The following is a 12,644-nucleotide window of genomic DNA, read 5'->3' as shown; positions in this document are numbered from 1 at the left end:
TGCTCGGCGGCCGCGCGCTCGGCGGCTGCCTTGGCGTCCGCCTCGGCCTTGGCGGCGGCCTGGGCCGCGCGCTTGGCCGCCGCCTCGTTGGCGGCCTCCAGCCGGGCGGCCTCCTCGGCGGCGGTGCGCCGGGTGTCGGCCTGCTGCTGGATCCGGGCGGCCAGGGCGAGGCCGGGGTCGCCGGCGCGGTCCAGCAGGGTGGGCGCGGACGACTCGTCGGGGACGGTGACCGCGGGGGCGGGCCCGGGGCCCGGGGTCGCGGCGGCCGCGGCGGTGGCGGTCAGGCCGGTGGCGCCGAGGGCGGCGGCCATCGCGGTGACGCCGAGCACCGGCGCGCCGGCGCGGGCCTGACGGGGCACCTTGTGGCGGGGGGCGTCGGCGGTCGCGCCGGGGTGGTCGAGCAGCCCGGCGCCGCTCTCCTGGGTGCGGCTCTCCGGGGTGTGCGTCAACGCCACGGGGGCGCGCTCCTTTCCTTCCCTCGCGCCTACCGGGTTAGCTGACGGGTTCGGAGCAGGAAGGTCTCCTACGGTCCGGCTCGGGCTGTCCAGCCCGGCCGAGCCGATTCACCCCACGGAACGTGGTTCCCCGGCTCCCCGGCCGGGCCCGAAGGCCAGGTCCGCGGATTAGGCGACGCGCACGGTGCCGTGTCGGGTACGGCGTTGCCGACCGCGCTGCGTTATCAAACGTTAATCCCAGGAGCGCGCGATTCCAAGCCCGCGTCAGTCTGATAGTCGTATTCATCAGCCGCCCCGATCGGCGTCATGACCCCGTCATAATCGGACCGCTCCGGGACCCGCCGGCCGACCGGATGAGTACGCGTACTCAGGCGCCGGGCACGGGAGTTGGCGATGCTTCGGACATGTCCTCCTCGGTGCAGCCGCGGACCACGTCCGCCTATTACCTCCAGGCGATCCTCTCCTTCGCCCTCGCCCTCGGCGGCCTGGCGATCGGCATCGCCTATCTCCCGGTGAGCGCCTGGATGCGCGCTTTCCTCGCCCTCGGCCTGCTCTACACCACCACCTCGGCATTCACGCTGGCCAAAGTGGTCCGCGACCGCCAGGAGGCCGGCGAGCTGGTCACCCGGGTCGACCAGGCCCGGCTGGAGAAGCTGCTCGCCGAACACGACCCGTTCCGGACGGACGGCCCCTGACCCCGAACCCGGAGGGGCCCGGACGGAAGCCGACCCAGGGGTTGACGGCTAAGGCTATTAGCCATAGCTTTGTGGGTGTCGGCAGCAGCCGGCACCCACCGCAGCCAGGCCAGGAGGCCCGCCGTGATCACCACCGCAGCCCCGCAGACCCAGTACCTGCAGCTCTCCGCCGGCACCATCGCTTTTGACGATTCCCACGGCGCCGACTCCCTCGGTACCGACTCCCGCAGCACCGGCACCCCGGTCCTGCTGCTCCCCGGGATGCTCGACTCCCGCGCCACCTACCGCCACCTGCGCCCGCTGCTCACCGCCGCGGGCCACCGGGTGATCACCATGGACCTGCGCGGCTTCGGCGAGTCCTCGATCGCCTGGGACGACTACACCCCCGCCGCCGCGGCCGCCGACGCGCTGGCCCTGCTCGACCACCTGGGGATCGACCGGGCCGTCCTGGTCGGCCACTCCTACACCGCCGCCAGCGTGGTGAAGGCGGCCGCGCTGGCCCCCGAGCGGGTGGCCGGGATCGCGCTGCTGGACGGCTTCATCGAGCAGCCGGCGCCGAACGCGCTGGTGCGCGCCGCGGTCCAGGGGCTCGGCTCCGCGGTGGTCGCCTTCCCGAAGATCTGGGGCTACTACCTGAACAGGATGGCGCTGCCCACCGCCCGGCCGGCCGACCACGCCGAGCACGTCGCCGGCCTGGTCGCCGCGCTGCGCACCCCCGGCCGCAAGCAGGCCACCCGCGGCTACGTGCACGGCGACGCCGCCCCGGTCGGCTGGGCCCAGGACGCGCACTGCCCGGCCCTGGTCGTGATGGGCACCAAGGACCCCGACTTCCCGAAGCCGGAGTTGGTCGCGGACCGTCAGACCGCGGCGCTGAACGCCCGTAAGGTGATGATCGACGGTGCCGGGCACTACCCGATGGCGGACCACCCGCAGGCCACCGCCGACGCCCTGCTCCCCTTCCTCGCCGAGGTGGCCTGAATGCCCCGTGCCGGTCTGACCCCCGACATCGTCGTCGACCACGCGCTCGCGCTGATCGACGAGGAGGGTCCCGAGGCCCTCACCCTGGCCGGCGTGGCCGCCCGCGCCACGGTGGCCGCCCCCTCGCTCTACAAGCACGTGCCCGGCGGCCTGGCCGGACTGCGCCGGCTGGTCGGCATCCGGGTCACCGCCGACCTGGGCGCCCGGCTGGCCGAGGCGGTCGCCGGGACCCGGGGGGACGAAGCGGTCGAGGCCCTGCTGCGCGCCTACCACGGCTACGCGACCGAGTACCCGAACCGCTACGCCGCCTTCCCGCAGAGCCCGGTCACCGCCGACGAGGAGCTGATGACGGCCGCCGGTGCGCTGGTCGGCACGATCTTCCAGGTGCTGGAGGGCTACGGGATCGCCGACGCCGAGGCGGTGCACGCGGCCCGCACCGTGCGGGCGATCGCCCACGGCTTCGCCTCGCTGGTGATCGGCGGCGCCTTCCAGCTCAGCGAGGAGCTGGCGGTGACCCAGCAGCGGCTGGTCACGCTGCTGACCGCGGGCCTGCACCAGTGGCCGGGAGCCACCGGCCCCGCCTGAGGCGGCCGAGACGGCTGGGACGCCCGAGGTGCCCGGGGTCTCCGAGGTCCGCGAGGCGCCCGAGGCTGCCGGCACCCGTGGGATTTCGGACTCGCACCATCAGATAGAACTAAGAAAGAGGGACTAAAGTCCCATCCGGTACGCATTCGGCTGCCGATCGAGACCGATTCGTCGCCGAACGAGGGTCAGACTGGGCCACCTCCGGGTAGCTGGACGGACGGCGGAGCAGCCGACCCGAACACGTCCCCGAACCACACCGGCGAAAGGCGAGGGCCCATGACGCAGCCGACCACCGCGCAGCCCGCGACCCGCCCGGCCGCTCCCGCGGCGATCCCCGCGCAGCGCACCACCCGCCCGCAGCCCGCCGCGACCGCCGCCGGCGAGCAGCCCACCGGCTGGGCCGCCGTCCGCCGCGGCCTGGCGATCGCCCGCGGCCTGCGCTCGATGGCCACCGTCCCGGCCCGCCCGCAGCCCGGCTACGGCGAGTCCGACGGGCAGTAGTCCGGCCACCCCCGCCGAGCCCGCCGCCCCACCGGGCCTGCCCGAGCCCGCCCGGGTCCGCCGGGCAGGGGCGTGGCGCACGGCCTGATGGTCCGTCATCCCCGGGATGTAGCCGCTGCCACCGCCGGATGATGCGCGGTGGGCCGCCCACCTGCCAAGGTAGGGGCGTGGGGAGTACGGGGGACGACTGGCTGACCGCCGGTCTGGGGAGCTGCGCGGTGCTGGCCGTGCTGCTCGGCGTCGCGCTGGTGCGGGCCCGCCGCCGGTACCGGGCGGCCATCGAGGAGCGGGGCTGGCTGCTCGAACGGGAGCGGGAGAGCGCGGCGCGCACCGCGGTGGACGCCGAGCGCGCCCGGATCGCCCGCGAGCTGCACGACATCGTCAGCCACAACGTGAGCGTCATGGTGGTGCAGGCCGGCGCGGCCCGCGAGGTGCTGGCCACCCTGCCCGAGGCGGCGGCCACCGCGATGCGCGCCGTCGAGGGGGCCGGCCGGGACGCGATGACCGAGCTGCGGCACCTGCTGGGCGTGCTCGCCCCGGCCGCGGACGGCCGCGAGCCGGGCGACCCGGCGGACGACGGCGGCCACGGCCTGACCCCGCAGCCCGGGTTGGGCCGGCTCGGTGCACTGGTCGACCGGATCGCCTTCGCCGGACTGCCGGTCGAGGTGCGGATCTCCGGCGAGCCGCGCCCGCTGCCCACCGGGATCGACGTGACGGCCTACCGGATCGTCCAGGAGGCGCTGACCAATGCGCTCAAGTACGGCGACGGCGCGCAGGCCGAGGTGAGCATCCGCTACGCGAACCGCTCGCTGCGGGTCGAGGTGCTGAACTCCGGCCCCAGCGTGCTGGCCGGACAGGGCTCGGCCGCCGGCGGCCCGGACCGCTCGGCGGGACCGTCACCGGCGGCACAGCCGGCGCGGGACGGGGCCGGCCGCGGGCTGCTCGGCCTGCGCGAGCGGGTGGCGGTGTACGGCGGCGACCTGGACGCCCGGCGGCGGCTCGGCGGCGGCTACCGGGTGCGGGCCCGGATCCCGCTGGACCGACCGGAGACGACCGCGGGGCCGGAGCCGACCGCAGGACCCGATACGACTACAGGACCCGAGACGACCACCGGACCGGAGGCGACGGCATGACCGAGCTGGACCCCACCCCCGCCCCGGTGCCGGCCGCCGAACCCGGCCCCCGGGTGCTGATCGCCGACGACCAGGAGCTGGTCCGCACCGGCTTCCGGCTGATCCTGGCCGCCCGCGGCATCGAGGTGGTCGGCGAGGCGGGCACCGGCGCCGAGGCGGTGGCGGCCGCGGCCCGGCTGCGGCCCGACGTGGTGCTGATGGACATCCGGATGCCGGTGCTGGACGGGCTGGAGGCGGCCCGCCAGGTGCTGGCCCAGGACCCCGGCTGCCGAGTGATCATGCTGACCACCTTCGACCTGGACCACTACGTGTACGCCGCCCTCTCGCTCGGGGCCAGCGGCTTCCTGCTGAAGGACGTCACCTCGGACCACCTGGTGGCCGCCGTCCGGCTGGTCGCCACCGGGGACGCGCTGCTCGCCCCCTCGATCACCCGCCGCCTGGTGGCCAGGTTCGCCGGCGCCGAGCCGCCGCTCCCGCTCACCGAGCCCGATCCGGTGCCGGCGCCCGGGCCGGCACCCGGGCTCGCGAAGGCGCCCGAGCCCGCGGTGCACCGGGACCTGGCCGCGCTCACCCCGCGCGAGCTGGAGGTGCTCGGGCTGCTCGGGCGCGGCCGCTCCAACGGCGAACTGGCCCGGGAGCTGACGCTCAGCGAGGCCACGGTGAAGACCCACGTGGCCCGGATCTTCGCCAAGCTGGCACTGCGCGACCGCGCCCAGGCGGTGGTGCTCGCCTACGAGACCGGTCTGGTCCACCCGGGCGACCGGGACTGACCGGAGCGGCTCCGACAGTCCCGAGTCAGCGCGTCAGGTCAGCGCTTCGGGGCTCGGCTCCTGCGGCTCCTCCACCAGGTGCCAGTGCAGGTCCCGGACCCCGGGTTCGAGCGAGAGCCGGGTGATCAGCTGCTCCAGCGCGCGGGCCGGGTCACCGGTGACCGCGACGGTGGCCCGCAGCTTGGTGGTGTGCTCGTCCTCGCGGCGGGCCCGCAGACCGGTGGGCGTCAGGCCGGCCCCGCCCAGCGCGTGCAGCAGCAGGGCGCGCAGTTGGGTCTCGGTCTTGCGGTCGCAGAGCAGGTGGACGGTGGCCCGCACGCCCTCGATGTCCGGGTCGTCCTGCGGCACCCGGTCGATCAGCCGGCCCGCGGGCCGCAGCACCAGGTGGATCACCAGCACCGCGAGCGTGCCGAGCAGCGCGAACCGGAGCATCCCGGCGGCGGAGAGCACCCCGACCGCCGCCGAACACCACAGGGTGGCCGCGGTGTTCAGCCCGCGCACGCTGGCGCCGTCGCGCAGGATCACCCCGCCGCCGAGGAAGCCGATCCCGGAGACCACGTAGGAGGCGACCCGAGTGGTCGACCCCGGGTCCGGGAGCGCCGCGCTGTACAGCACGAAGAGGGTGGCGCCCGCCGCCACCAGGGCGTTGGTCCGCAGGCCGGCCATCCGGGCCCGCCACTGCCGCTCGACGCCGATCAGTGCGCCGCAACCGACGCCGACGGCGAGCCGGGTGACGAAGTCCAGGGTGCTCAAGGTGGCCACGGGCGCACTCTACGACGGACGGCGGTGCGGGCCGGGGACCGCACGCCGCCGCCCGGGCGAACAGTCGGTGAGGACTGGTGGTCCGTCAGCTCGACCTCGACCGGTCGGCCCGCCCCGACGGACGGCCGACCGGACCGGCCGATCGGGCCGGCCGGTCGGAGGGCGCAGGTCAGCCCTCGGTGCGCGGCGCCGGGCTGAGCCGGGTGGCCACCGCGACGCGGTTCCAGGTGTTGATCACCGCGATGGTCGCGATCAGCCGGGCCAGCTCCTCCTCGTCGAACTGCGCGGCCGCCTCCTGGTGGACGGCGTCGGGCACGTGCCCCTCGGTCAGCAGGGTGATCGCCTCGGTCAGGGCCAGCGCGGCCCGCTCCTTGGCGGTGTAGTGCGGGGTCTCGCGCCAGGCGGAGAGCGCGTGGAGCCGGTGCTCGGCCTCGCCGGCGCGGCGGGCGTCGGTGGTGTGCATGTCGATGCAGAAGGCGCAGCCGTTGATCATCGAGGCGCGGATCTTCACCAACTCGGCCAGCACCGGGTCGAGTCCGGTCTCGGCGGCCTGCGAGGTCTGGAACAGGGCCCGGTAGAAGTCGGGGGCCAGCTTCTCCAGGGCCAGGCGACGGGGCGGTGCGGGGACGGTCTGCTGGTTCTCGCTCACGGCGGTCATGGACCCAGCCTAGGGAACCCGGAGCCGTCCGCGGCTCTGCCGCGCGGGCCGCCCGCACCGGGTGGCGGTGGGTCAACCGCGGTGTGCGCCAAGCCAGAAGAGCAGGTAGAGGAAGCCGGCGAAGCCGTGCGCGGCGGCCAGGTAGATGCCGACCCGGATCGCCACCCGGTGGTCGGTGCGGCGGCCGCCGTCGGTGGTGGGGGCGTACTGCGGGTGCTGGTGGACGGCCATCGGAGGGTCCTTCCCCGGAGAGCGGATGACGGAGAGAGCGGGACGGAAGGGTTCAACGGAAGGGCTCAGGGGGTGCGACCGGACACCGGCAGGCAGAGCTCGCCGGCCGGGCTCTGCAGCAGGGTGTGGACGAAGAGCAGTTCCACGCCCTCGGCCCCCTCGGCGGCGAGCCGGTGCGGGGTGAGCGAGTCGAACTGGGCGCTGTCGCCGGGCTCCAGCAGGTGGCCGGTCCGGCCCAGGGTCAGCCGCAGCCGCCCCTGGAGGACGTGCAGCCACTCCTCGCCGGCGTGCACCCGGACCACGGCGTCCTGCAGCCCGGGCGGGATGTGCACCCGGAGCGCCTGCATGGCCAGCCCCGGGACCCCGGCCCGCCGGTAGCCCCAACCGCCGCTGTGGCCCGGGGTGATCGAGCCGCCGCGGACCACCGGGTCGGGCGCGGCGGCCTGTTCACCGAGCAGGCCGGCCACCGTGGCGCCGTAGAGCCGGGCCAGCGAGAGCAGCACCGGCAGCGAGGGCTGGCGGCGGCCGGTCTCCAACCGCGAGAGGTAGGCTGGCGAGAGTCCGGCCCGGGCGGCCGCGGCCTCCAGGGTGAGGCGGGCGGCCAGCCGGTGCTCGCGCAGCCGGGCACCGAGGCCGGGCAGGTCCTCGCCGTCCGGCCCGCCGGCCACCGCACCGCCGGGGTCCGGGTCGCTGATCGCCGGTCCGCCGGCGTCCGGGTCGCTGGTCATGCGACCAGTCCACACCCGTCCTGCCCGCCGGGCAAGAAATGTGCCTCAGAGGCAAAAGGCCGTCGGGCCGACCCGGGGTCGGCCCGACGGCTGCGCCTGCCGGTCAGCTCCTGCCACCGCCGACCGGGCGCGTCCGGCCACTCCCGACCGGACGCGCTGCGCCCACTCCGCTCACTCCGCGGCCGGGTCTCCGCTCACTCCGCCGCCAGGTGCTCCCCCGCCAGCGCGCCGGTGCCCGCCAGGCCCGCCTGGGGCGCGCGACGGGCCGGCTCCCGGCCGGGCGGCTGGACCGGCCGCTCGCCCGCCGGCGGGTGCAGCGTCGTCCGCCGCACCGGCGCGTCGACCTCCACCCAGAGCTCCTCGCCGTCGTGCTCCAGGCGCAGCTTGTCGCCCTCGCGCAGCGTGTAGGTGGTCTCCTCGTGGGTGATCTCCACCCGCAGCAGGTGGTGCCGCACCCGCATGGAGAAGGCCAGCCGGGTCAGCCCGGCGGGCAGCCGCGGCCGGAAGGTGAGCAGCTCGCCGTGGTCGCGCATGCCGCCGAAGCCGGAGACCAGCGCGATGCAGGCGCCGGCCAGCGAGGCCATGTGCAGGCCGTCGCGGGTGTTGCCGCCCAGGTCGTGCAGGTCCATCAGGGCGGCCTCGGCGGTGTAGTCGTAGGCCAGGTCGAGCTGGCCCACCTCGGCCGCCATCGCCGCCTGGGTGCAGGCCGAGAGCGAGGAGTCGCGCACCGTCAGGCGCTCGTAGTAGGCGAAGTTGCGGGCCTTCTGCTCGGGGGTGAAGGCGTCGCCGCGGATCTGCATCGCCAGCACCAGGTCGGCCTGCTTGATCACCTGCTTGCGGTACAGGTCGAAGTACGGGTAGTGCAGCAGCAGCGGGTACTTCTCCTGCGGGGTGTTCTCGAAGTCCCAGACCTGGTGGTTGGTGAAGCTGTCGGCCTGCGGGTGCACACCGAGCTTCTCGTCGTACGGGATGTACATCGCCTTGGCCGCGTCCCGCCAGGCGGCGGTCTCCTCGGTGTCCACCCCGAGCGCGGCGGCCTCCAGCTGGTGGCGGACCACCGCGTCGGCGGCGGCCTTGAGGTTGCTCTGCGCCATCAGGTTGGTGAAGACGTTGTTGTCCGCCACCGCGCTGTACTCGTCCGGCCCGGTCACGCCCTCGATCCGGAACCGCCCCTGCGCGTCGTGGTGGCCGAGCGAGCGCCACATCCGGGCGGTCTCCACCAGCAGCTCCAGGCCGTAGGTGCGCTCGAACTCCACGTCGCCGGTGGCCCGGACGTAGCGGACCACGGCCACCGCGATGTCCGCGCCGATGTGGAAGGCCGCGGTGCCGGCCGGCCAGTACCCGGAGCACTCCTCGCCGCGGATCGTCCGCCACGGGAAGACCGCGCCGGCCAGCCCGAGCTGGGCGGCCCGCTCCCGGGCCAGCGGCAGCGTGGTGTGCCGCCAGCGCAGCGCCTGGGCCACCGCGGTGGGCACGCAGTAGGTGAGCACCGGCAGCACGAAGGTCTCGGTGTCCCAGAAGCTGTGGCCGTCGTAGCCCGGGCCGGTCAGCCCCTTGGCCGGGATGGCCCGCTCCTCGCTGCGCGCGGAGGCCTGCAGCACGTGGAAGAGGGCGAACCGGACCGCCTGCTGCAGCTCGACGTCGCCGTCGATCTCGATGTCGCTGGAGTCCCAGAACTCGCTCAGGTACTGGCGCTGTTCGGCCACCAGGCCGTCCCAGCCGGAGTACCGGGCCGCGGTGATCGCGGCCTCCACCTGGTCGCGCACCGCCGGCAGCGAGCGGGTGGCCGACCAGCCGTAGCCGACGAACTTGGTGACCCGCAGCCGCTCGCCGGGCTGCAGCACGGTGGTCGCGCTGAGCCGGGCCCGGTCGTGGTAGGCCTCGGAGCTGGCGCTCACCCCGTCCGGGCCCTCGATCACGTGGTCCATGCTGGCCGCGATCCGCAGGTTGCTGTAGCGGGTGCGGTGCACCAGGGTCGCCTTGGTGCCGTGCGCGTGGTCCGCCTCGGCGACCAGCGGCGCCTCCAGCACGGCCGCGGCCCGCGGGTCGCCCTCGCCGCCCACCGGCAGCTGCTCGTTGGCGACCAGCTCGGACTGGACCACGATCCGGACCGGACCGTCCACCGCCTCGACCTCGTAGTCCACCGCGGCGATCGCCCGCTGGGTGAGCGAGACCAGCCGGGCCGAGCGGATCTTGACCGTCCGGCCGGCCGGCGAGGTCCACTCGGCCTCGCGCCGCAGCACGCCCTCGCGGAAGTCCAGCGAGCGGCGGTGACCGCGCAGTTCGCCGTACCGCAGGTCGAACGGCTCGTCGTCGACCAGCAGCCGGATCAGCTTGCCGTTGGTCACGTTGATCACGCTCTGCCCGGACTCCGGGTAGCCGTAGCCGCCCTCCGGGTACGGCAGCGGGCGCAGCTCGAAGACCCCGTTGAGGTAGGTGCCGGGCAGGCCGTGCGGCTCGCCCTCGTCGAGATTGGCCCGCAGGCCGATGTGGCCGTTGGAGAGTGCGAAGACGGATTCGCTGCGGGCCAGGCCCGCCAGGTCAAGTCGGTGCTCGGTCACGCTCCACGGATCGACCGCGAAGCCCTCCTGTGCGGTCACTGGGCCGCCCCCTCGATGAGTTCGGACAGGTCGTCCACCACGAGGTCCGCGCCGTTCGCCAGCAGGGCATCGCGCTGGCCGGTGCGGTTGACGCCGACCACCGTGCCGAATCCCCCCGCGTGCCCGGAGGCCACTCCGGCGAGCGCGTCCTCGAAGACCGCCGCGTGCTCGGGCGGCACGCCCAGGGCCTCGGCGGCGGCCAGGTAGGTGTCGGGTGCGGGCTTGCCGGGCAGCCCCTCCCGCTTGGCCGTCTCGCCGTCGATCACGACGTCGAACAGGCCGTCGATGCCGGCCGCCTTGAGCACGTCCCGGCAGTTGGCGGAGGAGGAGACCACCGCCCTGGGCAGGCCGAGCACCCGCAGCCGGTGCAGGTACTCCACCGAGCCCGCGTACGGCTGCACCCCCTGTTCCCGGATCAGGCGCAGCACCAGGTCGTTCTTGGTGGTGCTCAGGCCGTACACGCTGCGGGTCCCCGGCGGATCGCTCTCGCTCCCCTCGGGCAGCTCGATCGAGCGGGACGCGAGGAAGGTGCGGGTGCCGTCCAGGCGGGGCCGGCCGTCCACGTAGCGGTCGTAGTCCCGGACCGGGTCGAACGGCACGAACTCGTCGCCGGTGCGACGGGCCTCCTCCCGGAGGAAGTCGTCGAACATCGCCTTCCAGGCGGCGGCGTGCACCTTGGCGGTCTGCGTCAGCACGCCGTCGAGGTCGAAGAGGTAAGCACGGATGTGGTCGGGTAGCCCCAGCATGGTTGCAGTCTGGACCAGATCCCCGGACTCCGCCTCGAATTCCGGCGGCGCGTCGGACAGCGTTAAGTTGACTGTCCGTCACGTCGAATTTCACCCCATCGGTCCCAGCGGTCACGGCCGCCGCACGCCCCCGGTGCACGCCCCCGCCACCCCGCCGGCACCCCCGGGCGCGTACCGTGACCGGGCACGGCCGAGGACGCCCAGACCAGTTACGGAGCCCCCGATGACCACGCAGCCCGCCGCCCCCGCCGAGCCCGCCGAACCGCTGGTGCTGGCCCGCACGGACGGCCGGGTCGGCCGGCTCACCCTCAACCGCCCGCGGGCCATCAACGCGCTCAACCACCCGATGGTCGACGCCCTGCACCAGCAGCTCACCGCCTGGGCGGCGGACCCGTCGGTGGCCGCGGTGGTGATCACCGGCGCCGGCGGGCGCGGGCTGTGCGCCGGCGGCGACATCCGCTTCTTCCACGACGACGCCAAGCGCGGCGGCGCCGCGGCCCGGGCCTTCTTCCGGGCCGAGTACCGGCTGAACCACCTGGTCGCCGGCTACCCCAAGCCGTACGTGGCGGTGATGGACGGGCTGGTGCTGGGCGGCGGGGTCGGGATCTCGGCGCACGGCTCGGTGCGGGTGGTCACCGAGCGCTCGGCGGTCGGCATGCCCGAGACCACGATCGGCTTCGTGCCCGACGTCGGCGGCAGCCGGCTGCTCGCCCTGGCCCCGGGCGAGCTGGGCACCCACCTGGCGCTCACCGCGGGCAGCATGACCGGCCCCGACGCGCTGTACTGCGGCTTCGCCGACCACTTCGTGCCGAGCGAGCGGCTGCCGGACTTCACCGCAGCCCTGGCCGACCTCGAACCCCACGACGCGGTGCGCCGGTTCGCCACCGAGCCCGGGCCGGCCCCGCTGGCCGGGCAGCGCGACTGGATCGACGCGTGCTACGCGGCCGACACCGTCGAGGAGATCGTCGCGCGCCTGCTGGCCAGCGGCGTCCCCGAGGCCAAGGAGGCCGCCGAACTGATCGGCGCCAAGTCGCCCACCGCCCTCAAGGTGACCCTGGCCGCCCTGCGCCGGTCCCGCCGGCTGCCCTCGCTGGCCGCCGCACTCGACCAGGAGTACCGGGTCTCGGTCGCCGGCCTGCACACCCCGGACTTCGTCGAGGGCATCCGCGCCCAGGTCGTCGACAAGGACCGCAACCCGCGCTGGTCCCCCGCCACCCTCCCCGAGGTCACCGAGCCCGAGGTGGCCCGCCACTTCGCCACCCTCGGCCCGGACGAACTCGGCCTGGCAGCGGCTGGGGAGTGAGCGCACCGGACTAGCGGAACTCGTGCACGACCTCGATCCGCCCGACCAGGTGCCGGTTGAACTCCGCCAGCTCCTCGGCCGGCACCCAGAGCTCCAGGATCGTCTCGCCACCGGCCTGCCGCACCGGGTACCGGGCCAGGAACTCCGTCTCCACCTCGAACCGGGTCACGTACCCCACCCCGGAGGCGGGCACGTTCCAGTCCCGGGCGATCCGGATCGCGTAGTCCTCGTTCAGCACCGGGTAGAAGATCGGCTGCTCCGGCAACCGCGGCGGCCAGGCCCGCCAGTCCGCCTCCGCCACCAACGCCAACTCCGCCGGCCCGGTGGGGCGCCACAACGTGGTCGTCCGGCCGTCCATCCCACACCCTCCTCGCCTGCGAGAACTCCTCGCCCCCGCACGCTAGGCGGGCCGACCGGCACCGGGCGACCGGTTTTCACCGGCGGCGGCTCCCCTGGTTGTTCAGTCGCCCACCTCTCGGTGGCATGAGCGGTAGCATGA

14 protein-coding genes, 1 pseudogene and 1 riboswitch are annotated in these 12,644 nt (G+C 74.8%); of the genes and pseudogenes, 7 read left to right on the top strand and 8 right to left on the bottom strand.

From position 1 onward, the window contains the following. A pseudogene (locus ACQRUO_RS26635) lies at positions 1-455 on the bottom strand (hypothetical protein); the annotation flags it as partial. A gap of 12 nt (positions 456-467) precedes the next feature. After that, positions 468-640, bottom strand: a riboswitch (cyclic di-AMP (ydaO/yuaA leader). Between the two features lie 219 nt (positions 641-859). On the opposite strand from ACQRUO_RS26635, the gene ACQRUO_RS26630 reads away from it, so the two are divergent. The 6 genes from ACQRUO_RS26630 to ACQRUO_RS26605 all read left to right on the top strand — a co-directional run bounded on the left by ACQRUO_RS26630 (position 860) and on the right by ACQRUO_RS26605 (position 5,117). Next, positions 860-1,150, top strand: a complete 291-nt coding sequence (locus tag ACQRUO_RS26630; RefSeq protein ID WP_428318605.1) for a YiaA/YiaB family inner membrane protein — start codon at positions 860-862, stop codon at positions 1,148-1,150. A 123-nt stretch (positions 1,151-1,273) separates the two neighbouring features. Continuing rightward, on the top strand, positions 1,274-2,128 hold the full coding sequence (locus tag ACQRUO_RS26625) for an alpha/beta fold hydrolase (protein ID WP_428318604.1): 855 nt from the start codon (positions 1,274-1,276) through the stop codon (positions 2,126-2,128). Next, positions 2,129-2,713: a TetR/AcrR family transcriptional regulator gene (locus ACQRUO_RS26620; protein ID WP_428318603.1), complete on the top strand. Its 585-nt coding sequence runs from the start codon at positions 2,129-2,131 to the stop codon at positions 2,711-2,713. 276 nt (positions 2,714-2,989) lie between these two features. Then, positions 2,990-3,214, top strand: coding sequence for a hypothetical protein (locus ACQRUO_RS26615; RefSeq protein WP_428318602.1), 225 nt, complete (start codon positions 2,990-2,992; stop codon positions 3,212-3,214). Between the two features lie 167 nt (positions 3,215-3,381). Beyond that, positions 3,382-4,347, top strand: a complete 966-nt coding sequence (locus ACQRUO_RS26610) for a sensor histidine kinase (RefSeq protein WP_428318601.1) — start codon at positions 3,382-3,384, stop codon at positions 4,345-4,347. Further along, on the top strand, positions 4,344-5,117 hold the full coding sequence (locus ACQRUO_RS26605) for a response regulator (protein WP_428318600.1): 774 nt from the start codon (positions 4,344-4,346) through the stop codon (positions 5,115-5,117). The genes ACQRUO_RS26610 and ACQRUO_RS26605 overlap by 4 nt, the downstream gene beginning before the upstream one ends. Positions 5,118-5,150: 33 nt before the next feature. Here the strand turns inward: ACQRUO_RS26605 and ACQRUO_RS26600 are convergent, their stop codons facing one another. The 6 genes from ACQRUO_RS26600 to ACQRUO_RS26575 all read right to left on the bottom strand — a co-directional run bounded on the left by ACQRUO_RS26600 (position 5,151) and on the right by ACQRUO_RS26575 (position 10,842). Then, on the bottom strand, positions 5,151-5,879 hold the full coding sequence (locus ACQRUO_RS26600; RefSeq protein ID WP_428318599.1) for an MgtC/SapB family protein: 729 nt from the start codon (positions 5,877-5,879) through the stop codon (positions 5,151-5,153). A gap of 169 nt (positions 5,880-6,048) precedes the next feature. After that, the gene (locus ACQRUO_RS26595) at positions 6,049-6,537 is read right to left on the bottom strand and encodes a carboxymuconolactone decarboxylase family protein (RefSeq protein ID WP_428318598.1); all 489 of its coding nucleotides are present in this window, start codon (positions 6,535-6,537) and stop codon (positions 6,049-6,051) included. Between the two features lie 72 nt (positions 6,538-6,609). Continuing rightward, positions 6,610-6,768, bottom strand: a complete 159-nt coding sequence (locus ACQRUO_RS26590; protein ID WP_428318597.1) for a DUF6126 family protein — start codon at positions 6,766-6,768, stop codon at positions 6,610-6,612. A 65-nt stretch (positions 6,769-6,833) separates the two neighbouring features. Next, a complete protein-coding gene (locus ACQRUO_RS26585; protein WP_428318596.1) occupies positions 6,834-7,496 on the bottom strand; it encodes a helix-turn-helix domain-containing protein in 663 nt (220 codons plus the stop codon). 194 nt (positions 7,497-7,690) lie between these two features. Further along, positions 7,691-10,096, bottom strand: coding sequence for a glycoside hydrolase family 65 protein (locus tag ACQRUO_RS26580; RefSeq protein ID WP_428318595.1), 2,406 nt, complete (start codon positions 10,094-10,096; stop codon positions 7,691-7,693). Continuing rightward, on the bottom strand, positions 10,093-10,842 hold the full coding sequence (locus ACQRUO_RS26575) for an HAD family hydrolase (protein WP_428318594.1): 750 nt from the start codon (positions 10,840-10,842) through the stop codon (positions 10,093-10,095). The genes ACQRUO_RS26580 and ACQRUO_RS26575 overlap by 4 nt, the downstream gene beginning before the upstream one ends. A gap of 223 nt (positions 10,843-11,065) precedes the next feature. Here ACQRUO_RS26575 and ACQRUO_RS26570 point away from each other — a divergent pair, with 223 nt between their 5' ends. Continuing rightward, positions 11,066-12,145, top strand: a complete 1,080-nt coding sequence (locus ACQRUO_RS26570) for an enoyl-CoA hydratase/isomerase family protein (protein WP_428318593.1) — start codon at positions 11,066-11,068, stop codon at positions 12,143-12,145. Between the two features lie 10 nt (positions 12,146-12,155). On the opposite strand, the gene ACQRUO_RS26565 is transcribed toward ACQRUO_RS26570, so the two are convergent. Next, a complete protein-coding gene (locus ACQRUO_RS26565; protein WP_428318592.1) occupies positions 12,156-12,503 on the bottom strand; it encodes a hypothetical protein in 348 nt (115 codons plus the stop codon). Positions 12,504-12,644: the final 141 nt, after the last annotated feature.

This window comes from Kitasatospora sp. LaBMicrA B282 (assembly GCF_050325825.1).
Classification (GTDB): domain Bacteria; phylum Actinomycetota; class Actinomycetes; order Streptomycetales; family Streptomycetaceae; genus Kitasatospora.
The sequence above is the reverse complement of the archived record's forward strand: the minus strand, read 5'-3'. Positions and strand labels throughout refer to the sequence as shown.